Source organism: Burkholderia sp. Ax-1720, from assembly GCF_011753035.1.
GTDB classification, from domain to species: domain Bacteria; phylum Pseudomonadota; class Gammaproteobacteria; order Burkholderiales; family Burkholderiaceae; genus Burkholderia; species Burkholderia gladioli.
Genome location: NZ_VWWK01000117.1, coordinates 1 through 23,151 on the forward strand (window position 1 = coordinate 1; position 23,151 = coordinate 23,151).

A 23,151-nucleotide genomic window follows, 5' to 3' on the forward strand; every position below is an offset into this window, starting at 1 on the left:
CGCAGCGGCCGGCCCGGCAGCAGCGCGAAGCCGGCCGCCGCCAGCCAACCGGCGATCGCCAGCGCCGCGAGCGTGCCGGGGAAGGCGGCGAGCACGCCGAGCCCGTGGCCGGGCACGATCCGGTTGGCGCGGAAGGTCACGAAGGGCAGGGCCAGCGCGCCGAGCACGGCCAGCATGACCAGCACGCCGATCCGGTCGAGGCGCGGGGAGGGGGCAGCGTTCGCCGCGGGCGCGGCGGCCTCGCTCATTGCACGAAGCCCTTGGCCTTGAGGTAGGTGGCGGCGACGTGCGCGGCCGGTTCACCGTTGATCTGGATCCGGCTGTTGAGCGTCTGCAGGGTCTTGAGGTCGAGGCTGGCGAATACCGGCTTGAGCCAGTCGGCGATCTGCGGATGCGCCTTCAGCACCGCCTCGCGGATCACCGGCGCGGGCGCGTAGACGGGCTGCACCTTCTTGTCGTCCTCGAGCAGCACCAGCCCCGAGGCGGCGATCGCGCCGTCGGTGCCGTAGACCATCGCCGCGTTGACGCCGTCGGTCTGCGCGGCGGCCGCGCGGATGGTGGCGGCCGTGTCGCCGCCCGAGAGCACCAGCAACTGGTCGGGCTTGAGCTTGAAGCCGTAGGTCTTCTCGAACGAGGGCAGGGCCGAGGCGCTGTTGACGAACTCGGCCGAGGCGGCCAGCTTGACCTTGCCGCCGCCTGCGATCCAGCGGCCGAACTCGCTGAAGGACTTCAGGTGCTGCTGGCCGGCCAGCGGGCCGAGCACCGCGATGCCCCAGGTGTTGTTGGCCGGCGCCGGCGCGAGCCAGACCAGGTGGTTGGCCGAGTAGTCGAGCCGCTTGGCTTCGGCGTAACCCTTGGCGGCATCCTTCCAGACCGGGTCGTCGGTCTTGTTGAAGAAGAAGGCGGCGTTGCCGGTGTATTCGGGGTAGATGTCGATCTCGCCGGAGGTGAGCGCCTTGCGCACGATCGGCGTGGCGCCCAGGCTGATCTTGTCGACCACGGCCAGGCCGTGCGACTTGAGCACCTGCGCGATCAGGTTGCCGAGCAGGCTGCCTTCGGTATCGATCTTCGAGGCGACGGTGATCGAGTCGGCGGCCTGGGCGTTGCCGGCGGCAAGGCCGGCGCCGAGCGTGACGACGAGCGACAGGGCGGCGGGCAAGGCCGCGACGAGGCGGCGGCGAACGGCGAAATCCATCGTGGTACGGCCTCCGGTGGGGACGGTCGGGAAACGTGGCGCGGATCGCCAAACGGCGTCCAAGGTACTTGACTGGGGCGGCTTTGGCAAACGGCACGGGGGCAGATCGCCCGCGCTCGCGCCGCGGGCGGGGGGCTTGCGGCGGCGAGGCATGCATCGTGCGACGGCCGGAACACGGCACGCGACGCAGGCGGGATGCCTCGGTCGGGGTCGGACCGCGCGCGAGCCGCGCCGGGCCTAACGCCCGGCTTCCTGGCGCGATTTCCGGGCAATTACCGACGATGACACCGCGAAATCCATAGCGCGATTCAATTTGCGCAACGGATAGCGGCGTCGTTCAATGTGCTTCCCCGCCGTCGTCGGGCCCGTTGTCGTTATCGTCCGTCCCTCGTTCGTCCATCCCCTGGAGCGCAACACATGGCCGCGCAGATCAACGTCGAAGAGATCGTCGAATCGATCGCCTCCGAAACCCGCATGCCGAAGGAAACCGTTTCCGAACTCTACGAAAAGACGCTCGCCGAATATCGCGACGGCGCGCGCATCCTCGACTACGTCGCCCTGCTGGCCGCCAAGCGCGTGCGCGACGACCTGCGGCAGCAGAAGCGGCACTGACGGGCCTTCGCCCGTCGCCCCGTCGCCGCTATCCCGGCCATTCCTCGTCATCCATGAAGTGGAACGCGTGCCCGTCTCGACGGGCGGCGCGCGACGGCTTGCGCGCCGGCATTTCGCGAGTCGGGCCCCGGCTTCGCGTGCCTCGGCTGCACGCGGGGCCAGGCCGGCTTGCCGCCGGCCTCGCGCTCACAGCCCCGTGCCGCGGGCGTTGAGGATCAGGCGCAGCCCCAGCGCGGCGATCGCGCCGGCGGCCAGCCGGTCGATCACGCCGCGGGCGCGCAGGTACAGCTCGCGCGGCCGGCGCGTCGAGAAGCCGAGCGCGACGATGGTGTACCAGCCCATCTCGATCGCGAACACGGCCGGCGGCAGCACCAGGTAGGCGATGAGCGGCGGATGCGCGGGCAACAGCGCCGCGAAGATGCTGCCGTACCAGATCGCCGTCTTCGGGTTGCTCAGCTGGGTGGTCAGGCCGACGCGCAAGGAGCGCAGCGGCTGGCCGCCATGCCGGGCGATATCGGCGTCGAACGCGAAGTCGCGCTTCGCGCCGCGCCAGATCTGCAGCGCCAGGTAGAGCAGGTAGAGCCCGCCGGCCACCTTCAGCCCCACATAGAGCCAGGCCACCGAACGCAGCAGGGTATAGAGGCCCGCCAGCGCGATACCGGCGAATATCAGGCCGCCGATGCCCATGCCCAGCGCGGTGGCGAGCCCGTCGCGGCGCGACAGCCCGATCGCGTTGCGGGCCACCAGCACGAAGCTCGGCCCGGGAATCATGGCGCCCAGCATCAGCGCGGAAAGAATGGCGACGAATGAAGCGGCAACCTGCATCGAATGACTCCTGGTGGAACGAATGAAGCGGACAAGGGGGATTCTCGCGCGATTCGTCGGGAATCGACGAGCGCGGCGCGCGGCCGGGGCGATCAGCGCGAACCGCCCGACTTGCGGCGATGCTTGTCCGCGTACATGCGCGTGTCCGACTCGGCCAGCAACTGCTCGACCGAGGGATCCTCGCGCGGGTCGTAGTCGACGTGGCCGACGCTGAAGCGGATATCGTAGTCGAGCGAGGCCTGTTCGGTGCGCGCGTCGAGATTCTCGCGCAGCCGCTCGACGATGCCGGGCGCGTCCACCTCGTGCGAGGTGATCAGCAGGGCCACGAATTCGTCGCCGCCGAGCCGGCCGACCACGTCCATCTCGCGCAGCACGGTGCTCAGCGAGCGCGCGAACAGGGTCAGCGCGCGATCGCCCTCGGCGTGGCCGTAGCGGTCGTTGATCTGCTTGAAGTCGTTGAGGTCGAAGAACAGCAGCGAGGCGCGCCGGCCGCCGCGCTTGCAGGCGTTCAGCGCGTGCCGGGCCAGCACCTCGAAGCCGCGCCGGTTCGACAGCGAGGTCAGCGCGTCGAGCGTGGCCATCTGCACCGCCGCCACCTCGCGCTCGGCCAGCCCGGCCAGGTCGCGCAGGTGGGCCAGCTCGTCGGGGCCGACCTCCCGGGCCCGGGTGTCGATCAGGCACAGCGTGCCGAGGTTGGTGCCGTCGGGCAGCGCCAGCGGATGGCCCGCGTAGAAGCGGATGCCGGGCGTGCCGGTCACCAGCGGGTTGTCGGCGAAGCGCGGGTCGAGCGTGGCGTCGGGCACCACCAGCGGCTGGTGCGACAGGATCGCGTGCGCGCAGAAGGACACGTCGCGGGAAGTCTCGCGCGTCTCGAGCCCGAAGCAGCTCTTGAACCATTGGCGGTTCTCGTCGACCAGCGAGACCAGGGCGATCGGCACGTCGAAGATCCGTTTCGCGAGTCGCGTGATCCGGTCGAAGCGTTCCTCGTCCGGGGTGTCGAGCAGGTGCAGGCTGCGCAGCTTCGCAAGCCGCGAGGCTTCGTCAGCGGGAAGGGGGGCGCTGGACATGCGATCTCGTCTCCCTGGATGCCGGTGGCCGATGCGGGTGCCGATCCGCGCATGCCGCGAGTGTCTCGATGCGCGCCGGAACCCTGCTGCAATCCTAGTGCATTCGCCGCGATCCCGGAACGGGCCGGCGAGTGAAACGCCGGCGGGGTTTGTCTCGATGCGCGCGCCGGGGAATCCGCCGCCGCCGCCCAGCCGTGCCGATCGGTCCCGATCCGCTTGCGCCGAGCTTCCGGAAGGCTTACGGCAATCGCCCGCCGAGCCACGCCGGGCAAGGCTCGGCGCGCTCGGGGAAGTGGCGCCCGAACACCGCGCTGTAACAATCGGTCATTATCGTCACGCGGCGCGCGTGCCGTGGGTGAGCGGTGCCGCGTCCCGGACGCGAGCCCGCGTCCGCCGGATATCATTCGACGGAGAAACCCCATGCAGACGCCGGCACTACGGCACCTGATCCTGACCGGCACGCTCGCGACCGCGGCGCTGCTCGGCGCATGCAATGGCGACGGCACCTCGTCGGCGCCCGCCACCCCGAACGCGCCGCCGCCCAAGGCGGCCTGCGGCAACGGCGCGGTCGCGACCGCCCAGCTGCATTGCCCGCCCGGCTTCACGGCGCCGAAATCCTGAGCGCCGCACCACGACGACCGACATCATCAGGACCCCACATGGTCACCCAATCCCGACGCGATTTCCTGAAGTTCTCCGCCAGCCTGGCGGGCGCCACCGCCGCCACCACGCTGTTCCCCGAATCGATCCGCAAGGCCCTGGCCATCGAGCCTGCCACGGTCACGGGCACCATCCAGGATGTGCAGCACATCGTGGTGTTCATGCAGGAGAACCGCTCCTTCGATCACTACCTCGGCCACCTGAGCGGCGTGCGCGGCTATAACGACCGCTTCCCGGTGACCCTGCCCAACGGCCAGCCGGTCTGGTTCCAGCCTCGCCAGGAAGACCCGACCAAGGTGATCGCGCCGTTCCGCTACGACACCACCAACCCGGCCGTGAACGCGCAGTGCATCGGCGGCCTGCCGCATACCTGGGCCACCACCCACGGCGCGATCAACCACGGCCGCGGCGACAAGTGGGCGGTGCAGAAGACCAACATGACGATGGGCTACCACGTGCGGGACGACATTCCGTTCCACTACGCGCTGGCCGATGCCTTCACCGTCTGCGACCACTATTTCTGCTCGATTCCCGGCAACACGCACCCGAACCGCATGTACCTGATGACGGGCATGGTCGATCCGCTCGCCACCGGCGGCGGCCCGCTGCTCGACAACACGGACTACATCGACAACCAGTTCGACGCGATCCAGCTCCAGCCCTTCTCGTGGACGACCTATCCCGAGCGGCTCGAGAAGGCCGGCATCTCCTGGCAGGTCTACCAGCAGGGCACCGGTTTCGACAACTTCACCGGCAACTACGGCACCAACATGCTGGCCGCGTTCCAGAACATCGTGAACGCGCCGGCCGGCTCCTCGCTGCAGCAGCGCGGCAACAGCACGCGCACGCTGGACCAGCTCAAGGCCGACGTGCAGGCCAACGCGCTGCCGCAGGTGTCGTGGCTGCTGCCGCCGGCGGCCTACTCGGAGCACCCGAAGTTCACGCCGCTGTACGGCGCGAACTACATCTCGACGATCCTCGACGCGCTGACCTCGAACCCCGAGGTGTGGAGCAAGACCGTCCTGTTCATCATGTACGACGAGAACGACGGCCTGTTCGACCACATGGTGCCGCCGCAGCCGCCGACCTTCGTCGCCAATCCGCCCGTCAACGTCGGCGCGAGCACGGTGGATATCTCGCTGGAGCGCCACAACGTGGTGACGGCCACCCAGCAGGGCACCTATACCGCCGACACGCTGCCTTACGGCCTGGGGCCGCGCGTGCCGATGTTCGTGGTCTCGCCCTGGTCGAAGGGCGGCTTCGTCAGCTCGCAGGTGTTCGATCACACCTCGGTGCTGCAATTCATCGAGCAGCGTTTCGGCGTGAAGGAAACCAATATCTCGCCGTGGCGCCGCGCGGTATGCGGCGACCTGACCTCGACGCTCGACTTCACCAAGTCGGACGCGAGCTTCCCGAGCCTGCCGAACACCGCGAACTACGTGGCCACGGCCGACCTGCAATGCGCGCTGCCGACCTCGCAGGCGGCACCGGCGGCCACCGCCGCGCCGAGCATCGCCGCGCAGGAGCCCGGCACGCGCCTGGCGCGCGCCACGCCCTACGAGCTGCACGTGAACGGCCAGTTGACCAATGCCGGCTACACCATCACCTTCGCCAACGGCGGCACGGCGGGCGCGCACTTCTGGGTCTACACCAACGACGCGACGGCGATGCCGCGCGCCTACACGGTCGAGGCCGGCAAGCAGCTCTCCGACACCTGGGCGCTCGATGCCGGCGGCGGCTACGTGGTGCATGTATATGGCCCGAACGGCTATTTCCGCCGCTTCATCGGCTCGGCCTCGGGCGAGGCCGCCGCGCATCCGGACCTGACGACCTGCTACGACGTGGCCAACGGCAACGTCTACGTGACGCTGGCCAACGGCGGCAGCGCCGCGATGACGGTGACGGCGGTCGACCTGGCCTATGGCCAGGCCCCGCAGACCCTGACGATCCCGGCCGGCAAGAGCGTCGAGTCGCATTGGGACCTGTCGTGCAGCGCATCGTGGTACGACCTGCAGTTCACGGTGGCCGACAACCCGTCCTGGCTGCGCCGCATCGCCGGCCACGTCGAGACGGGCCAGATCAGCACCACCGATCCGGCCGCCAAGGCGCCGGTGACCAAGGCGATCTGAGCCGGCGCGGCGCTCGCCCGGCCATTGGCCGGGCGGGCCGCCTGCCGCATCCACGGCGCGAGTTCCGGGAAGGCGGCTCGCGCCGTTTCCGTATTTGCGACCCTCATTCCTCCCCGGCCGCCGGCGCACCTGCGTGTTGCGTGAAACCGACAGCCCGATGCAACCCCGCGCCGGGCGCGGCCTTGCGCCGCCGCACCCGGCGGGGCGGACGGGCGGCATCGCCAGGCACATGCCCGCCACCCTAGGTGGAAACCCTAGGTAAAAACCCTGAGCTGGGCTAGAATGGCGCCTCAAAGGAGGATTGAGGGATGCCTCACCGTTTCGTCGTACTCGAAAAGATCGCTTTCTCGCTGGTCGTGATGTCAGCCGTTGCCTGCACCGCCTTCATTACCTACGAACGCTGCCCCGACGACGTGCGCGACGCGCTCGACGCGGGCAAGGACATGCTGGCCACCAGCGCGGCCGGTTATTCGATCGCCTGCGCCTCGGCCGATCCGAACGCCTGCATCGGCCTGCCGACCTACTGATCCCGCTTCGGGCGGCGCTTTTCCGTCCCGCCCCGGTTCTGCCTCGGTTCCGCCTCGGTTCCGTTCCGATCCCGCCCGGCTTTCCCCGCTCGACACGCCCCGCCAGCCTGCGCGCGGCCCGGCCTCAGCGCCCCGGCTGCGAGACCCGCTCCAGCGTATTCGACACTTCCTCGCGCGAGGCGCCGCCCGCGCGCGTGGCGATATCGCCCAGCGAGAGCATGCCCACCAGCCTGCCTTGCCCGTCGACGACGGGCGTCCTGCGAATGCGCGCCTCGGCCATGCGCTGCTGGACCGCGTCGAGATCCTCGTCGTCGCGGCAGCTGACCGGCCGCCGCGTGAGCACCTCGCCGGCCAGCGCGCGCACCGTGAGGTCGCGATCGGTCACGATGCCGACCAGCCGGCCGCGCTCGCAGACCGGCAGCGCGCCGACGTCGTAGTACGCCATGTGCTGCGCCGCGTGCCGGATCGTGTCGTGCACCGCGACCGACACCACATCGCGCGACATCACCTCCCTTACCCGAATCATGGCCGAGCCTCCCGGTGGTTCCGTGTGGATCGACGTCGGGCGCGCAAGCCGCGTGCCGCGCGAGGCCGGCAGGCGAGCGTGCCGCAGCCGGCACGGCCCTTGCGGCATCGAGAGCAGGGGCGCGAGGCGCCGGCTCGAACCAGGAGGACATCATGGCGATGATCGTGACAGGCAACTTCCACACCTTCAACGACGCCGAGAACGGCCGGCGCCGCCTGCTGGACCGGCAATTCCGGCGCGACGACATCTCGATCTTCTTCCTCAACCCGAGCGGTCAGCACGGGCGCTTTCCGATCGGCGGCGACGTCTATGCCGATTCGGCGGCCAAGCCGGGCGGCCGCGGCGCCATCGCCGGCACGCTGCGCGGCGTGGCGCTCGGGCTGCTGCTCGGGCTGGTCATCTACGCGATCGGGCACACGCCCTGGTGGGTGCCGGTCGCCACCACGCTGGCCGGTGCCTACGTCGGCGCATTCGGCGGCGCGCTCTCGCGCATGCGCGGGCGGGCCGAGGAGGGCACCGGCACGCTGGAGCGCACCGAGCACGGCGTGGTGCTGGCCGCGCATGTCGACGAGGCCAATGCGGGCGCCGCCGAGGAGATCCTGCGTTCCACCGGCGCCTTGTCGGTCGAGCGCTGCGACGGCGACTGGCAGGATGGCCGCTGGCGCGACTTCGACCCGACGCGACGCCCCGACGAGGCGCCTTGAGGCGCGGGGTCGGAGCAGGGCGCCGGCCCCTGGAAGATTTGCAAACCAGGATGTAGTGGAGGCAGTGGCCAGGCGAGACGCCGCCGCGTGGCGGCGTGCCGGCGCGGCATGCGATTTGCGTGATCCGTGGCAGCAGCGCGCGAGGCGCCCGCCATCCGCGGCGCCTCGCGCCGTCCCGCAACCATCGAGCCGAACGCCGGGGGCTGGCATCCCGGCGATGGCAAGGAGCCCGAATGAAACCGGTCAAATCGAATCCCTATCCGCAGCAACAGCACGAGAAGGTCGGCGAGAGCCCGGTGAAGACGCCGGCCGCCGGCAAGGACCAGCCGGACGCGAACGCGCAGGCCAGCGGCTTCGCGCGCAACCAGACGCCGGAAACGGTGGCCGGCAAGACGCCGACCGGCCTGCCGCCGATCGAGCGAGGCGAACGCGGCGACCAGCATGCCGACCCGGTGCGCCGCGCGGCGGCGCGCATCACCTCGCTCGACAATGCCAACATGGCGAGCACCGACAATTCCGTCGACGTCGACGGCAAGGGACAGGAAGCGCGTCGCGAGGCCTCGCCGCTGCAGGACAACGTGATTCATTCGAACGCCTCGCTCGACGACAGCACCGCGCCGCCCGACGAGGGGCTGGGCGGCATCGACAGCCAGCCGCGCGCCGAGGTGCTGGCCCGGCCCGGCTGGGCGGTACGCGACCAGGGCATGGTGATGGTCGATCATCGCGAGGGCAACGGCATGCGACGCGCCGAGCGCCTGTTCAGCTTCGAGCGCGACGGCTCGCACTGAGGCGGCTGAAGCGGCACCGAGGCGGCATCGACGCGCCGGGAATGTGCACCACGATTCGCTTCGCATGACGGTGGTGGCCCGCAAACCATCGCGAGCCTGAACTTCCGCACCTTCGTCCAGCGCGCCTGCGCCGCCGCCACCATCGTCGCCGCCGCCGTTCCGGCCCCCGGCCGCGAACGGCGTTTCATGCTACGCTTGCGCCCGGCCTACGCCAGCCCGGGCCCGCCGCCCTCGCATCGATCGCGCGAGGCCGGCCGCCTGGACGGCCCGATCCATCCGATCGGCGCCCCGGCCGATCGAGGCCGCCCGATTTCGCCTGATTGCGCGCGCCGCGATTGCGCCGGCCGCGATCCGCGCCTCGCCGGTCCGCTCGTTCCTCCTCTCACTTTTTTGCCGTATCCGCCCATGTCGACCTTGCCCTCGTCGCCGGCTCCCGCGCCGCGCGCCTTCGATTCCATCAATCCCAAGCCGCTCGGCATCGCGCTGGTGCTGGTGCTGCTCGGCGCGATCTATCTCGCGCAGACCGTCAGCCTGCGCCAGGCCGCGCTCTACCTGGTGGGCGCGCTGCTCGGCATGACGCTCTACCACGCCGCCTTCGGTTTCACCTCGGCCTGGCGCGTGTTCATCGCCGACGGCCGGGGCGCCGGCCTCCGCGCGCAGATGCTGATGCTCGCGATCGGCGTGCTGCTGTTCTTCCCGGCGCTGTCGGCCGGGACGCTGTTCGGGCAGCCGGTGGTCGGGCTGGTCTCGCCGGCCGGCACCTCGGTGATCGTCGGCGCCTTCATCTTCGGCATCGGCATGCAGCTCGGCGGCGGCTGCGCCTCAGGCACGCTCTACACGGTCGGCGGCGGCAGCACGCGCATGATCGTCACGCTGCTCGCCTTCATCGTCGGCTCGGTGGTGGCCACCGCCCACATGCCGTTCTGGACCTCGATGCCGCAACTCAAGCCGCTCTCGCTGGTGCACGCGCTCGGCGTGGCACCCGCGATCGTGCTGAACCTCGCGGTGTTCGCCGCGATCGCCGCGCTGACCGTGGCCATCGAGAAACGCCGCCACGGTCGCCTGGTCAACGCACCCGAGCGCGCGCCGCATGCCTCGCCCTGGCTGCACGGCCCCTGGCCGATGCTGGCCGGCGCGGTGGCGCTGGCGGTGCTCAACTTCGCCACGCTCGCGCTGTCGGGCCGCCCCTGGGGCGTGACCTCGGCCTTCGCGCTGTGGGGCGCCAAGGGTTTCGCCTCGCTCGGCCTCGACGTGGCGAGCTGGAAGTACTGGCTCGCGGGCCCGAACGCGGCGGCGCTGTCGGCACCGGCCAGCCACGACGTGACCACCGTGATGGACATCGGCATCATCCTCGGCGCGATGGCCGCCGCCGCGCTGGCCGGCCGCTACGCGCCGGTCTGGCGCATCCCCCTGCGCTCGCTGCTGGCGGCCGTGGTGGGTGGCCTGCTGCTCGGCTACGGCGCGCGCCTGGCCTATGGCTGCAATATCGGCGCCTACTTCAGCGGAATCGTCTCGGGCAGCCTGCATGGCTGGCTGTGGCTGGTCTGCGCGTTCGCCGGCAACGTGCTCGGCACGCGCCTGCGCCCCTGGTTCGGGCTCGAGGTCGAGCGGGTGAGGAATACCGGCTGCTGAACCGACGCGGCGCGGGCTGCGCCGCTGTTTCCTGGTCGCCTCGTCGAAACGCGCGACATGCCTCACGGCATGTCGCGCGTTTCGTTTTTGCTTGCTCGCGCAACGGGTTCGCGGGCGCCGGCGCGTGATCATGGATGTCTTGTCCTTCTGATACATTACGCGTCGCGCCGCATGCCGCTGGACGCCGGCGCGCAGAACAACAACCCCGACGCTGAGAGAACAAGCATGCTTGCACATAGAATCCGACTCGTCTCGGCCGGCGCGATGCTGGCCGCTTCCCTGGCGATGGCGCTGCCCGTCGCGCACGCCGCCCCTGTCGTCAAGAAGGTGCGCCTGATCGAGCTGTACTCGCGTTACGCGAAGAACGACAACATGGTGTCGGGCCTGCCCGAGTTCGGCGACGACAAGCGGATCCGCTTCAGCGCGGTGGTGGTCGAGCATTCGCAGGCGCTGGTGGGCGGCAATATCCTGTCGGCGGGCGACCCGTCCCAGCCCGACGAGGAACTCGCGCGCCTGAGCGGCTTCGACGACGCCGAGGCGCGCAAGCTCGACGCGCTGCCGGTGGGGGCGAAATTCAATGCGATCTGCTCGATCGGCTACACCCTGCACACCGATTACCTGTCGCTGACCGATTGCGTGGTGAAGTGATGGGCGCGCCGATCCAGTCGCGCCTGGCCACGCTGCTGGCCGGCCTCGCGCTGGCCCAGGGCCTGGCCGCGCCGGTGCATGCCGCCACGGCCGCTACGGCCACCACCGCTGCCGATTCGCGCAAGCTGCTCGGCGAGATCGTGCAGTGCCGCGTCTCCTTCGATCGGCTGGCCGCCTTCAACGAGCAGGTCGACCGGCACGCGCTCGGCCTGCCTTCGGCGACGACGCTCGGCGGCGCGCCCGGCGTGGCGTGGAAGGTGGACCCGGCGCTGAGCACGCTCGGCGTGAGCTCGGACACGGTGCTGCTGAACAGCCGCAGCGCGGTGTTCCTGGTGGTGGCCTCGGCGCATCCGGTCGAGGACCTGCTGGCGATGGTGCCGCGCGAGGGGCTACGCGTCGAGCTGCAGATGGGCCAGGACGCGATCGTGCGCAAGGACCTCGACGCGGATCACGCCTTGCGGGCCTTCACGATCGACGAAGGCCATTACGCGGCCGGATGCGTGTATGACGAACAGGCCTTCCTGAAGGCACGCGCGGCGCGCGAGAACGCGACGCCCGCGCGCCGCGCCGAGAAGAAGGCCCTGCAGGATGCCTTGAAGGATTGAAGCGGAATCGACGAGGGCGGCAGCTTCAGTCGGGACGTTCGAAGTCGCGTGCGATCCAGCGCGTCGCGCTGGCCTTGTCGAGGCGGAAGCCGGCCTGCACGGTGGCCTGGCCCAGTTGCTCGCCGCTGTCGTCGAAGGCCTTCAGGATGGCGTAGGGCTGGTCCTCGTCGGGCACGATGTCGAGCGTGACGGACACGCTGCGCTCGTCGGTCCACACCGTGACTTCCTTGTGCAGCATCGCCTCGCGCTGCTGCTCGTGGCGGCGCAGGACTTCCGAGGCGGTCTTGACCAGGGTGCGGAACGCATTGGCGTCGAGCGGCTTCGGATTCTTCTTGTCGCGGCCCATGGTCCAGGGGCCGACCAGCGCCGGCTCGGCCTCGCCGTCCTTGATCATCTCCACCGCCCAGCCGTCGTCGTCCTCGTTCTTGATCACGCGGGCGGTCCAGCCGTTGTCGCGCCAGAGGGTGTCTTCGTGGAGGGGCGGGAGATCGTCGGTGAGGTCGGCAGTGGTCATGAAGCGCGTGCGAGGTGAGGTCAGGCAGGGGTCGTATTGTAAACGTTTTGAGGCACGGGCCGGCAGCGGCCCGGCCGAACGGGAGAGCAGGAGAACCATCCAGTGAAGCGCATCTTCATCGTCCTCGCCGCGGCCCTGGCCCTGGCGGGCAGCACGGCCGCCCGCGCCGGCGACGAACCGCGCGCCGGCATCTACGCGTTGCGCAGCCTGCCCGACGCGCAGCTCGACTATCGCAGCCTGCGGCTCGCGCTCGACCACGGCCTCGTGACGGGCTGGTTCGACAATCCTTCCACCGCGCCGGCGGCCAACAATCCCGATCGCGACCCGACCTGCCGTTTCCTGATGACGGGCCGGCCGGACGAACATGGCCGCCTCGACTTCGCCACCGGCTTCGCGGGCGAGCGCGGCGGCCACATCGTGATACAGCGGGACGCGCGGGGCGCATGGACGGTGCAGGCGGTCGGCGATCTGCCGAACTGCGACGTGCCCACCATCGCCGTGGGCGATACCTTGAGCCTGGGCGAGGCGCGCGACTGGCGCGGCTTCGTCACGGTCGCGAGCCCGCGCGCGCCGCTCTATTCGGCGCCGCACGTGCAGGCCGTCACGCGTGCCTGGCTGGTGAAGGGCGACGTCGCCGCCGTGCTCGCGCGCGAGGGCGATTGGCTGAGGATCGACTACTTCTCGGGCGGCGGCGAGCTGCTGCGCTGGATTCGCCGCGCCGACCTGCGCGCCGACCTGCGCGCCGATTGACGGCGCGATACATCTTGCAACACAAGGGCCCGGCCCGCCGGTTTCGCGCCGCCTGGGCCCTCCATTACAATGCGCCCTTTTTTCCCGAAAAAAGACGCACATGAAATGGTTCGCCGCGCTCTGCGCGCTGTCGATCTCCGCGACGGCATTCGCTTCGTCGTGTCCGCAATTCTCTCCCGCCGGCCTGGAACCCGAACTCACCAACCCGAAGATGGTCCGGCAGGCCCGGCTGATCTGCTATTCGGATTTCGCCGTGCTGCACTCGGGCATCACCCACACGCCGTTGTGGTCGGCCGAGCACCTGAGCGCCGCGCACCTGGCCGAAGCGAAGGACGAGGTTCGTACCAATCGCTTCTTCGTCGAGCGGCGCCTGCCGGCCGGCGAGGGCGCGACGCTGGCCGACTATCGCCGCAGCGGTTTCGACCGCGGCCACATGAGCCCGGCCGGCGACCGCTGGAATCCGCAGGCGATGGCCGAGTCCTTCTCGCTGGCGAACATGATTCCGCAGAATCCGCAGAACAACCGCCGGCTGTGGGCGCGCGTCGAGCAGGCGGTGCGCGCGATGGCGGTGCGCGACGGCGAGGCCTATGTGGTGACGGGCCCGATGTTCCATGGCAGCGAGCTGCAGACCATCGGCGAGAGCCGCGTGATCGTGCCGACCGAGATCTTCAAGCTGGTCTACCTGCCGTCGCGGAACATGGCCTTCGCGATCGTGGTGAAGAACAACGACGCGAAACGATACGATATCGTGACCGTGCATCAACTGGAGGCCGCCAGCGGGTTGCGTTTCCCCGGCGTGCCGGAACGTCTGAAGGATAACAAGCCAGGAGGGTTGTCCGGTGTCTAAAGCGAATTTCACCGCATTTGCCGACGACAGCACCGTCGTCACCATCGCCGGCGACGCGCTGACGGTCAGCAACGATCCGTCGCGCATCCAGATCAGCGGCGATCTCGAGATCGCGCGCGACCAGGAAGGGCTCAAGCGGGCGCAGGCGCTGCTGGCCGCGCTGGCCAGCATCGTCGATACGCTCAAGGCCGTGCCCGACCTGCCGGCCAAATTGGCCGACGAGCCGCCGGCGCCCACCGGCAAGATCGCCAACCCGTTCTGAGAGGGGGCGCCGCCCGAGCCCGCCGCCGCCCGGCGGCGGCTTGGCCGGGGGCCCGAAGCTAGCGCGCCAGCAGCCAGCGCACGCGCGGCATCACCTGCTCGGCGAAGTCGCGCATGTCGGCTTCGAATGGCTGGAACTGCAGCATGAACAGTTCGATGCCGGCGCGATGGAAGGCCACGATGCGCTCGGCCACCTGGTCGTGGCTGCCCACCAGCCCCGCGGCGGTGCCGCCGTTCGAGCCGACGCGCGCCGATTGCGCGAAGGTGCGGAACATCACCGCGTTCGGGTCGATGTTGGCCTTCTGTTGCTCGCGCAAGGGTTTGTCGCGCTCGGCGAGCGCGAACAGATGCGCGAGGTGCGCCTCGGCCCGCGCCGCGCTGTCCCGCGCGATCACGAAGGCGGACAGCCCGAAGCGCAGCGGCGCCGCCGCGCCCGGGCGCGAGCGCGCCCCCACGTCGGCGATCAACGCCTCGACGGCCTCCAATGGCTGGCCGTTGATGAACCAGACATCGCCCTTGTCGGCCACCAGCGCGCGCGCCGGCTCCGATTCCCCGCCCACGTAGATGCGCGGCCGCGCCCGATAGGGATCGGTCGGCCGCAGCGCGTAGTCGTCGATGCGGAAATGCTCGCCGGCGAAGCGCACGGTTTCGCCGCGCAGCAGCGCCTCGACCACGGTGATCCATTCGCGGCCATAGGCGTAGCGCGCATCGTGCTCGGCGAAGCCGATGCCGGCGCGCTCCAGCTCCGGCCGGTTCCAGGCATTGACCAGGTTGATCGCGAAGCGCCCGCCGCTGATCAGCTCGATCTGCTGCGCCATCTTGGCCAGCACCACCGGGTGATAGAGGTAGGGCTTGATGGCCGCGATGATCTCGATGCGCTCGGTGAGCGCCGCGAGCGCGGCCGAGGCGGTCCAGGCCTCGAGCTGGTCGAGCGAGGGCTGGTGCGGGTTGACGGTGTGCTGGGCGACCAGCACCGAGTCGTAGCCGAGCCGTTCGGCCTCGAGCACCAGCGCCTTGTTGCGTGCCCAGGAGGCGTCATAGGGTTCGTCGGGGTCCTGCAGCGCCGCGCGCGAGCCGTGCACGAGCGCCCAGACGCCGAAGCGGGGCAGGGGGGCCGTCATCCGTGTTCCTTGATCCGATATGAAGCAACCCGACATGGTCGCGGCCGCGCGCGGGCGATCCAACCAAGTTTTTCAGCTAAGGATGTTCCGTTCCGGCGGTATCGCGGCTTCGCGGCAGCGCTTCGCACGGCCGAAGCGCCTTGCCGCGGTCATGTCTTGAATCGTGTATAAATGCATCTTTCATGACATCGACGCCGGGAGACGGCCATGCATCGAATCGGGTACCTGCTCTGCGACGGCTTCCAGATGATGGCGCTGGCCACCCAGACCATCTTCGAGGTCGCCAACCAGGCCGCCGGCGAGCCTTTCTACGCGGTCGACAACTATTCGATCGAGGGCGGCCCGCAACGCTCCTCGCTGGGCATGCAGGTGGAAACGCGCGCGGTGTCGCCGCGCGCGGGCGTCGACACCTGGATCGTGGCCGGCGTGATCGATCCGCTGGCGGTGCCGGCGCCCGGGCCGCTGCTGGCCTTCCTGCGCCGCTCCGGCTTGCGCGCGCGGCGCGTGGCCGGAATCTGCACGGGCGGCTTCATGCTGGCCGAGGCGGGACTGCTCGACGGCCGGCGCGCCACCACGCACTGGGCCTACGCGCGCGCGCTCGGGCAGCAGCATCCGGCGGTGCAGGTCGAGGACGATCGCATCTACATCGTCGACGGCCCGGTCTGGACCTCGGCGGGCATGACGGCCGGCCTCGACCTGGCGCTGGCGATGGTCGAGCACGATCTCGGCGCCGAGGTGGCGCGCAGCGTCGCGCACAAGCTGGTGATGCACCAGCGCCGCTCGGGCGGCCAGTCGCAGCATTCGGAGATGCTCGAGCTCGCGCCCAAGTCCGATCGCATCCAGAACGCGCTCAACTACGCGCGGCAGCATCTCGATCGCGCCGTCTCGGTGGAGGAGCTGGCCGCCGCGGCGAACCTGAGCCCGCGCCAGTTCAGCCGCGTGTTCACCAGCGAGACGGGGCAGTCGCCGGCCAAGGCGATCGAGGGCCTGCGCCTGGAGGCGGCGCGCCTGATGATCGAGCGCGGCACGCACTCGCTGGAGGTGATCGCGCGCGAGACCGGCTTTCGCGACCGGCGCCATCTGCGCGAGGCCTTCGTGCGCGGCTTCGGGGTGCCGCCGCAGGCGGTGCGGCGCGAGGCGAGGAGTGCCTGAAACCGATTCGATCGGAATCCTGAGCGTTCGTCAGCCGCGCTCGAATGCCGAATGCCGGCATGTCATATTCGTAATGAAAATGTAATTAAAAAATGGCCTGGCTGGATTCCAATAATGTCGAATGATTTTTCTGAATGACTCGCAGCAGGATCCGGAATGCCAGGTCGGTTTTTTCTGTAGTTTAAGAAGTTAACTGGCCGGCATATCGAATCCCGGACTTTCTTGATCAAAATCGCCGATTGAGAATGCGATATTGAACAAACGATTCGCCGATCCCCCGCGCTGGTTTTTCGAGCTGCCCGTCGGATGAGATCGAACAGGGGAGGCAGGTGAACCGTCAACAACATGACGAATTGTTGACGGCCTCGCACATCCCTTTGCCAGCAAGGGATGTCAGAGCCGGTGCGATGAAGAACAATGCCCCGGAATGGGCTCGTCCGGAGCAACAATCACCCCTTTCTTACCTGTGGAAAAATCCACTACTTAATAACAAAAAGATTATTCAGGAAATGAGTTCGACATTTCTGGGATTTCGATATTTCTGTTGACGCAGCGTTTCTCGCTATGTAAATTCCATTCGCGAAAACCAGATAAGTTAATTCCGAGGGTGAATAACCCGGTTGTGTCGTTGCTGCCGCCATGTCGATTCCAGGCCCTGGCCGGGCTTGGGAAGGCGGAATCAGAACGCCATGCGCGCGGCTTTGCGCGGCCATGGCGTTGACCATCCATCCTGAGAGAAATCATGTCCGTTCAACTAGGATACGCCGTCGTGCGCGAAGCACGGGATGACGCATGGGCGGTCGCCGAGGCGATCGTTCGCGAAGTGTTCGCCTTGCGCAACCTGCACCGTTCCGAGGACGAGACGCCGTACCGCTTCGCCGAGGAAGCGCGGCATCACATCGAGGCGATCCTGCCGGTGGTGGAGCGCGGCGAGCCGGTGACGATGATCCTGCCGGCCTTTCCCGGCAAGTCGCCGAACCGCAGCAAGACGCTCGGCGCCTTGCCCGACCTGGCCGAGAAGCACGCGCTGGCGAACCTGGCGCGGCTCTGCCGGCGCATCGGCGCGCTGCATGCGCCCGGCGCCAAGCTGATGATCTGCTCGGACGGCTACTGCTTCTCCGACGTGGTGAACATCCCCGATCCCGAGGTACGCCAGTACCTGGACAGCCTGGAAGCCTACGCGGGGCGCCATTTCCCCGGCGTGTTCGAGTTCTTCGACCTCGACGACACCTTCCGCTATCTCGACGACCTGACCTCCAAGCGCGAGGAACTGCTGATCGTCCACAGCGACTCGGTCGACCAGATCAAGCGCCAGTGCGCCGAGGATCCGGCCGCGATCGCGATGTACCGCGGCATCACGCGTTTCCTGTTCGAGGACACGCAGGGCATCGAGCGCTTCAAGGGCCTCAGCAACACGGCGATCCAGAAGATGGCGCGCAGCAACGCCTACCGCGTGATCCAGCGCAGCAACGCCTGGGGGCGGCTGATCGACCACGGCTTCCCGAACAGCCTGCGCCTGTCGATCCACCCGCAGTTCCGCGTCTCGAAGAAGATCGGCATCCGCCTGGTCGACTGCGACGACGTCTGGCTCACGCCCTGGCATTCGGTGGCGGTGCGCGAGAACGACCGGATCGTGCTGAAGAAACGCTCCGAGATCGACGAGCGCAATTCCGTGCTGGTGTTCACCGACGGCATTCCCTGCCACTTCGTCCACTTCCCGCAACCGGACCTGAGCGCGCTTCACCATGGCTGAACGAAATCTCCCGCCGGCGGGGCCCGCCGTGCGCCCGCCTCCCGTGATCTACCTGGCGCTGCTGGCGATCCTGTCGATGCTCGGCACCGACATCTACCTGCCCGCGCTCGGCGAGATCCAGGCCGAGCTCGCCACCTCGGTGTTCCTGGTCGGGCTCTCGCTGACCGTCTACGCGGCCGGCACCTGCGTGACGCAACTGCTCTACGGGCCGGTGTCGGACGCGGTGGGGCGCAAGCCGGTGCTGCTGTTCGGGCTGCTGGTGTTCGTCGCCGCCACGCTCGGCTGCCTGTTCGTGCGCGACATCGGCGGCTTCCTCGCGCTGCGCTTCCTGCAGGCCTTCGGCGTGTGCGCGGCCACCGTGCTCTGGCAGCCGATCGTGACCGACGTGCACGCCGGCAACGACGAGCGCGTGCGCGGCATCTTCGGTTTCGTGATGTCCTTCGTCGGCATCTCGCCCGCGCTCGCGCCGCTGGCCGGCGGCGCCATCGCCGGGGCCTTCGGCTGGCGCTACACCTTCGTGGTGCTGCTCGCGCTGGGTGCGCTGATGCTGGCGTGGACCGCCGTGCTTTATCGCGAGACCCATCCGCGCGCGCGCCGCGCCGCGCGCCCCGCCGGGCTGCGTGCCGTGTTCGCGCCGTATCGCACCCTGCTGGGCGACCTGGGCTTCCATCTTTATGCCTGGTCGGTGGCGGCCGCGGTGGGCGGCTACATGGCCTACCTGACGGTGGCACCGTTCGCGCTCGCGCAGTTCGGCCTGGCGCCGGTGTGGATCGGCGTGAGCTTCCTGCCGCTGGCCGGCCTGTTCGGGCTCGGCGGCGCCGCGGCCAAGGGGCTGGCCGCGAAATACGGCGACGAGGGCGCGCTGAGGATCGGCGCCGCGCTGGCGGTGGCCGCGGGCGCGCTGTTCTGGCTGTCGATCGAGAGCGGCTTCGGCGCCACGCCGCTGCGCTACGTCGCCCCGTTCGGGCTGATGACCTTCGCGATCGGCATCACCATCCCCACCGGCTCGGCCGGCGCCATCGCGCGCTTCGCCTCGATCTCGGGCGCCTGCTCCAGCGCGATGAACTGCCTGACCTCGGTCGCGGTGCTGGTGGCCACCATCCTCGCCTCGATCGGCTACCAGGCGGCCGGCAGCCGGCCGCTCGGCGCGATCCTGGTGGTCGCGGCCCTGGTCTCGCTGGCCTGCGCGGCGGCCTTGCGGCCGGCTCACGCCCGCCGGCAGGTTCCCGCCCGCTGAAGCGGGCTCATTCGACGCACGGAGATAGCATGAAGCAATTCGGAATCAGCAATGAACGCTGGCTGGATGAATGCACGCTCACGTCCGGCCAGCCGTCCGCCGAGCAGTTCGGCCGGCTGGCGAGCGAGGGGGTCGAGGTGGTGATCGACCTCGCGCCCACCGACGCGCGTTATTCGATCGAGGACGAGGCCGGGCTGATGCAGCGCCTGGGCATCGAATACCACTTCCTGCCGGTCGACTTCAAGGCACCCACGCTGGCCGACTTCGTGCGCTTCTGCGCGGTCTATCACGCCAGCGCCGGGCGCCGGCGCCTGGTGCACTGCGCCGCCAACTACCGCGTTTCGGCCTTCGTCGCGCACTACCAGATGATCTACCACGGCTGGACCACCGAGCAGGCCGATGCCTGGGTCGCCGACATCTGGAAGATGGCCGACTACCCGGTCTGGGAGCGCTTCGTCCGCATGTTGCGCGACAACCTGTTCGTGGCCCGCGCCGCATGAACCGGCGCGCCAGCCCGCTCGAGGATCACGCCGCCGTGGTCGAGCGCTTCATGGCCGTGTTCGCGGCGCGCCTGTCGCGCGAGGGCGAACTCGCGCGGCTCTCGCCCGCGCAGCGCGACGAGCTGGCCACCAAGGCCCATGCCTTCGTGGCGCGCGGGGAGCCGATCCGGCTCACGCTGCCCGGCTTTCCGCTCAAGGCGCCGCTCGCCTCGGGCAAGGTGCTGGGCGCGCTGCCCGACGCCGGCGAACGCGCGGCGCTGGCCTATCTCGACGCGTTCTGCGAGGAAGTCGCGAGCTTCCACGCGCCGGGCTGCCTGCTCGACCTGTTCAGCGACGGCCTGACCTTCCACGACCTGCTGGGCGTGCCGCGCGAAGTGGCGAACCGCTATCACCACGCGCTGCGCGAACTGCACGCCTGGCGGCACCTGGTCTGGCATTCGTATTCGAGCGTCGATCCCGCCTTCGACCGCGCCACCGACAGCGCGGATCGCGCGCTCGCGCCTTATTGGCCCGAGCCGCGCGCGCTGCTCGCGGATGTCCGTCATGCGCGTCGCGTCGCCTCGCTGCGCGGCTTGCTGGCGCGCGAACGCGGCCTGGGCGCCGGCGACGTCGCGGCCGGGGAACCGGACGAACACCCGGCGAAGCACCCGGCAAGGCACCCGGCGGGCAGCGCGATCCCGCGCTCGGGACCCGCCGCCGGCGCGCCGCCCGATCTCGAAGCCGACGCGCGCCGCATGGCCGAGCGCGGCATCGCGCTCGATGCCTTTCTTGCGGCGAGCCTGCCCGACGGGATCCGGCTCACCGTCCACGACCCCGCGCCCGAGCAGCGCAAGGTTCCTGTCCGGATGCATGCCCGCCGCGGCGAGGCCGCGCTGCCCTGGCATGGCGTCCTCGTGTATCGAACGAATGGAGAAACCATCATGCTGAGCAAACAAGCCGCCATCGACGAACTGGACGTGGCCGTGATCGGCCGCGCCGGCCAACCGTGGTGCGGCGTGGAGGGCGCCGCGCCGCTGGCCGAGCGCTGCGACATGGAGATCGTGCATGGCGAGGATTTCGGCCTGCTGGTCACGCCGCGGGCCGACGGCGGCAGCCTCGACTGCAATGCGCTGCCGCGCGAAGCGGTGGCGGCCCTCACGCGCCGCTACGGCTTCGTGGTGCTGCGCGGCTTCGAGGTGGCCGACGAGGATGCGCTGGTGGCCTTCACCTCGCAGTTCGGCCGCCCCTACATCTGGCAATTCGGCCCGGTGCACAAGGTGATCCCCGAGGAGCAGCCGAACGGTTACGTGCATTCCTTCGAGTCGGTGCCGCTGCACTGGGACCTGAGCATGCTGCCGCTCACGCATCCGCTGGTGCAGGAGGACGAGCACTTCGCGGCCACCCTGTTCACGCTGCATTGCCGCAAGGCGCCGCGGCCCGGCGAAGGGCAGACCACCCTGGTGGACGCGCGCGCGATCGCTCGCGATCTGGATGCCGCCACGCTCGCGCAGTGGGAGCAGCTGAGCCTGACCTACAACACCAGGATGACCTATTTCGGCGGCGTGCCGCGCACCTTCCCGCTGATCGCCGCGCATCCCGAGACCGGCGAGAAGCTGCTGCGCTACCAGGAAGGCAGCGAATCCTCGCTGCAGCGCTTCGAGGTCGGCGTCTCCACGCCCGGCCGGGTGCCCGAGGATTTCGTCGCGCGCGTCAACGCGCTGGCCTATTCGCCGAAGTACCTGGTCGAGCACGAATGGCAGGACGGCGACATCGTGATGGTCGACAACTACAGCGTGCTGCACGGGCGCCGCGCGATGTCGCGCGATTCGGCCGCGCGCGAGCTGTGGCGCGTCCAGGTCTATTGAAGCGCCGGCGGCGAGGAACCCGATCTTGACTTTCGCGACCCGACCCCTGCGCGTGCTCTGCTTCGGCGAGGCGGCCACCTTCGCGCACGTGGCGCGGCCCTATTGCCTGGCCAAGGCGCTCGACAAGCGCGCCTTCGAGGTGCACTTCGCCTGCGACGCGCGTTATGCCTATGTCCACGACGATCCGGCGGTCCGCTATCACGAGATCCATTCGAAGAGCGCCCAGGCCTTCCTCGACGCGATCGAGACCGGCGCGGCGCTGTATTCGAAGCGGGAGCTGATCGACTACACGGAAGAGGATCTCGCGCTGATCCGGCATGTCGAGCCCGACGTGGTGGTCGGCGATTTCCGCCACTCTCTGTCGGTCGCCACGCGCCTGGCCGGCGTGCCCTACGTGGCGCTGATCAACGCCTACTGGAGCACCGGGGTGGACGATCCGGTGCTGCCGGTGCCCGAGATCCGCGGCCTGAACATGTCGCGGCTGCCGTTCGTGCCCAGGCTGATGCCGCTGATGGGACGCATCGTGCTGGCCTTCCAGGCCCGCGCGCTGGACGGCGCGCGCCGCCACTTCGGCCTGCCGCCGTTCGCCTCCTGCCGAGCCGGCTGGACCTTCGGCGACCGCGTCGGCTACTACGACTCGCCGTCGCTGGTGCCGCTCGCGGCGCTGCCGGCCGGGCACGCCTATCTCGGCCCGGTGAGCTGGTCGCCCGCCGTCGGCCTGCCCGACTGGTGGAGCTCGCTCGACGAGGGCCGGCCGCTGGTCTACGTCTCGCTCGGCTCCTCGGGCGACGTGAGCCTGACCGACCGCATCGTCGACGGGCTGCTCGAGACGGGCCTGCAGGTGGTGACCACCTCGGGCGGCCGCTACCTGCCGGCGCCGCGCGAGGGGCTGTACACCGCGAGCTTCCTGCCGGGCGCCGAGATCGCGCGGCGCGCCGACCTGGTGATCAGCAACGGCGGCAGCCCCACCGGCTACCAGGCGCTCGGCGAGGGCACGCCGGTGATCGGCATCCCGACCAACATGGACCAGCTGCTGGCGATGCGCTACATCGAGCGCTACGGCGCGGGGCAGACGGTGCGGCCGGTGCGCGTGCGGCGCGGCGAGCTGCCGGCGATCGTCGCGCGGATGCTGGCCGATCCGGCCTACGCGGCGCGCGCGCGGGAAGTGGCCGGCGCCTTCGCGCAGATGGATCCGTTCACGGCCTTCCCGGCGCTGTTGCGCGAGGCGGTCGAGGCGCACGGCGCACACGGCGC

General features: G+C 69.6%; 25 protein-coding genes and 1 pseudogene. 19 read left to right on the plus strand and 7 right to left on the minus strand.

What is annotated here, in order from left to right:
- Both F3J18_RS25665 and F3J18_RS25670 read right to left on the minus strand, forming a co-directional pair.
- Window positions 1-248 (minus strand): annotated as a pseudogene (locus tag F3J18_RS25665) (ABC transporter permease); the annotation flags it as partial.
- Complete coding sequence (locus F3J18_RS25670) at window positions 245-1,195, minus strand: ABC transporter substrate-binding protein (protein WP_166914927.1); 951 nt, start codon at window positions 1,193-1,195, stop codon at window positions 245-247. The gene F3J18_RS25670 and the pseudogene F3J18_RS25665, both read right to left, overlap by 4 nt.
- Window positions 1,196-1,612: 417 nt before the next feature.
- Here F3J18_RS25670 and F3J18_RS25675 point away from each other — a divergent pair, with 417 nt between their 5' ends.
- Complete coding sequence (locus F3J18_RS25675) at window positions 1,613-1,807, plus strand: DUF3562 domain-containing protein (RefSeq protein WP_025098794.1); 195 nt, start codon at window positions 1,613-1,615, stop codon at window positions 1,805-1,807.
- A gap of 186 nt (window positions 1,808-1,993) precedes the next feature.
- Here F3J18_RS25675 and F3J18_RS25680 read toward each other — a convergent pair whose 3' ends face one another.
- Both F3J18_RS25680 and F3J18_RS25685 read right to left on the minus strand, forming a co-directional pair.
- Window positions 1,994-2,632 (minus strand): LysE family translocator, encoded by a 639-nt coding sequence (locus F3J18_RS25680; protein WP_025098795.1) that lies wholly within the window; start codon window positions 2,630-2,632, stop codon window positions 1,994-1,996.
- Between the two features lie 92 nt (window positions 2,633-2,724).
- Entirely contained in the window at window positions 2,725-3,699 is a 975-nt protein-coding gene (locus F3J18_RS25685; RefSeq protein WP_166914929.1) for a sensor domain-containing diguanylate cyclase, read from the minus strand.
- A gap of 420 nt (window positions 3,700-4,119) precedes the next feature.
- Here F3J18_RS25685 and F3J18_RS25690 point away from each other — a divergent pair, with 420 nt between their 5' ends.
- The 3 genes from F3J18_RS25690 (at window position 4,120) to F3J18_RS25700 (ending at window position 7,015) form a co-directional block, all read left to right on the plus strand.
- The gene (locus F3J18_RS25690; RefSeq protein ID WP_025098797.1) at window positions 4,120-4,320 is read left to right on the plus strand and encodes a hypothetical protein; all 201 of its coding nucleotides are present in this window, start codon (window positions 4,120-4,122) and stop codon (window positions 4,318-4,320) included.
- A gap of 38 nt (window positions 4,321-4,358) precedes the next feature.
- The gene (locus F3J18_RS25695) at window positions 4,359-6,488 is read left to right on the plus strand and encodes a phospholipase C, phosphocholine-specific (protein WP_025098798.1); all 2,130 of its coding nucleotides are present in this window, start codon (window positions 4,359-4,361) and stop codon (window positions 6,486-6,488) included.
- 308 nt (window positions 6,489-6,796) lie between these two features.
- Entirely contained in the window at window positions 6,797-7,015 is a 219-nt protein-coding gene (locus F3J18_RS25700) for a hypothetical protein (RefSeq protein ID WP_013697934.1), read from the plus strand.
- A gap of 124 nt (window positions 7,016-7,139) precedes the next feature.
- Here F3J18_RS25700 and F3J18_RS25705 read toward each other — a convergent pair whose 3' ends face one another.
- Window positions 7,140-7,541, minus strand: coding sequence for a CBS domain-containing protein (locus F3J18_RS25705; RefSeq protein WP_166914931.1), 402 nt, complete (start codon window positions 7,539-7,541; stop codon window positions 7,140-7,142).
- A 152-nt stretch (window positions 7,542-7,693) separates the two neighbouring features.
- Between F3J18_RS25705 and F3J18_RS25710 the strand changes: the two genes are divergently transcribed.
- The 5 genes from F3J18_RS25710 (at window position 7,694) to F3J18_RS25730 (ending at window position 11,918) form a co-directional block, all read left to right on the plus strand.
- Entirely contained in the window at window positions 7,694-8,245 is a 552-nt protein-coding gene (locus tag F3J18_RS25710) for a hypothetical protein (RefSeq protein ID WP_036051646.1), read from the plus strand.
- A 233-nt stretch (window positions 8,246-8,478) separates the two neighbouring features.
- The gene (locus tag F3J18_RS25715) at window positions 8,479-9,033 is read left to right on the plus strand and encodes a DUF3005 domain-containing protein (protein WP_025098800.1); all 555 of its coding nucleotides are present in this window, start codon (window positions 8,479-8,481) and stop codon (window positions 9,031-9,033) included.
- A 405-nt stretch (window positions 9,034-9,438) separates the two neighbouring features.
- On the plus strand, window positions 9,439-10,665 hold the full coding sequence (locus F3J18_RS25720) for a YeeE/YedE family protein (RefSeq protein WP_166914933.1): 1,227 nt from the start codon (window positions 9,439-9,441) through the stop codon (window positions 10,663-10,665).
- A 225-nt stretch (window positions 10,666-10,890) separates the two neighbouring features.
- Window positions 10,891-11,313, plus strand: a complete 423-nt coding sequence (locus F3J18_RS25725; RefSeq protein ID WP_166914935.1) for a hypothetical protein — start codon at window positions 10,891-10,893, stop codon at window positions 11,311-11,313.
- On the plus strand, window positions 11,313-11,918 hold the full coding sequence (locus tag F3J18_RS25730; protein WP_166914937.1) for a hypothetical protein: 606 nt from the start codon (window positions 11,313-11,315) through the stop codon (window positions 11,916-11,918). Before F3J18_RS25725 ends, F3J18_RS25730 begins: the two co-directional genes overlap by 1 nt.
- A gap of 25 nt (window positions 11,919-11,943) precedes the next feature.
- On the opposite strand, the gene F3J18_RS25735 is transcribed toward F3J18_RS25730, so the two are convergent.
- Window positions 11,944-12,432, minus strand: a complete 489-nt coding sequence (locus F3J18_RS25735) for a hypothetical protein (protein ID WP_013697938.1) — start codon at window positions 12,430-12,432, stop codon at window positions 11,944-11,946.
- A gap of 102 nt (window positions 12,433-12,534) precedes the next feature.
- Between F3J18_RS25735 and F3J18_RS25740 the strand changes: the two genes are divergently transcribed.
- The 3 genes from F3J18_RS25740 to F3J18_RS25750 all read left to right on the plus strand — a co-directional run bounded on the left by F3J18_RS25740 (window position 12,535) and on the right by F3J18_RS25750 (window position 14,291).
- Window positions 12,535-13,182 (plus strand): hypothetical protein, encoded by a 648-nt coding sequence (locus F3J18_RS25740; protein ID WP_166914939.1) that lies wholly within the window; start codon window positions 12,535-12,537, stop codon window positions 13,180-13,182.
- Window positions 13,183-13,282: 100 nt separating this feature from the next.
- Window positions 13,283-14,029, plus strand: coding sequence for a DNA/RNA non-specific endonuclease (locus tag F3J18_RS25745; RefSeq protein ID WP_166914940.1), 747 nt, complete (start codon window positions 13,283-13,285; stop codon window positions 14,027-14,029).
- On the plus strand, window positions 14,022-14,291 hold the full coding sequence (locus tag F3J18_RS25750; RefSeq protein ID WP_013697941.1) for a hypothetical protein: 270 nt from the start codon (window positions 14,022-14,024) through the stop codon (window positions 14,289-14,291). The genes F3J18_RS25745 and F3J18_RS25750 overlap by 8 nt, the downstream gene beginning before the upstream one ends.
- A gap of 58 nt (window positions 14,292-14,349) precedes the next feature.
- On the opposite strand, the gene F3J18_RS25755 is transcribed toward F3J18_RS25750, so the two are convergent.
- Complete coding sequence (locus F3J18_RS25755) at window positions 14,350-15,411, minus strand: LLM class flavin-dependent oxidoreductase (protein WP_025098806.1); 1,062 nt, start codon at window positions 15,409-15,411, stop codon at window positions 14,350-14,352.
- A 207-nt stretch (window positions 15,412-15,618) separates the two neighbouring features.
- Here F3J18_RS25755 and F3J18_RS25760 point away from each other — a divergent pair, with 207 nt between their 5' ends.
- The 7 genes from F3J18_RS25760 to F3J18_RS25790 form a co-directional block, all read left to right on the plus strand.
- Complete coding sequence (locus tag F3J18_RS25760) at window positions 15,619-16,563, plus strand: GlxA family transcriptional regulator (protein WP_025098807.1); 945 nt, start codon at window positions 15,619-15,621, stop codon at window positions 16,561-16,563.
- 329 nt (window positions 16,564-16,892) lie between these two features.
- Window positions 16,893-17,111, plus strand: coding sequence for a hypothetical protein (locus F3J18_RS25765; RefSeq protein WP_166914942.1), 219 nt, complete (start codon window positions 16,893-16,895; stop codon window positions 17,109-17,111).
- A gap of 221 nt (window positions 17,112-17,332) precedes the next feature.
- Window positions 17,333-18,316: an isocyanide synthase family protein gene (locus F3J18_RS25770; RefSeq protein ID WP_025098808.1), complete on the plus strand. Its 984-nt coding sequence runs from the start codon at window positions 17,333-17,335 to the stop codon at window positions 18,314-18,316.
- Between the two features lie 28 nt (window positions 18,317-18,344).
- On the plus strand, window positions 18,345-19,553 hold the full coding sequence (locus F3J18_RS25775) for a Bcr/CflA family efflux MFS transporter (RefSeq protein WP_161783287.1): 1,209 nt from the start codon (window positions 18,345-18,347) through the stop codon (window positions 19,551-19,553).
- Window positions 19,554-19,582: 29 nt separating this feature from the next.
- Entirely contained in the window at window positions 19,583-20,053 is a 471-nt protein-coding gene (locus tag F3J18_RS25780; protein ID WP_047837097.1) for a protein tyrosine phosphatase family protein, read from the plus strand.
- Window positions 20,050-21,897: an L-tyrosine/L-tryptophan isonitrile synthase family protein gene (locus F3J18_RS25785; RefSeq protein WP_166914944.1), complete on the plus strand. Its 1,848-nt coding sequence runs from the start codon at window positions 20,050-20,052 to the stop codon at window positions 21,895-21,897. Before F3J18_RS25780 ends, F3J18_RS25785 begins: the two co-directional genes overlap by 4 nt.
- Before the next feature lie 25 nt (window positions 21,898-21,922).
- Window positions 21,923-23,151 (plus strand): nucleotide disphospho-sugar-binding domain-containing protein (locus F3J18_RS25790; RefSeq protein ID WP_166914946.1); only part of this gene is annotated, 1,229 nt, incomplete at its 3' end.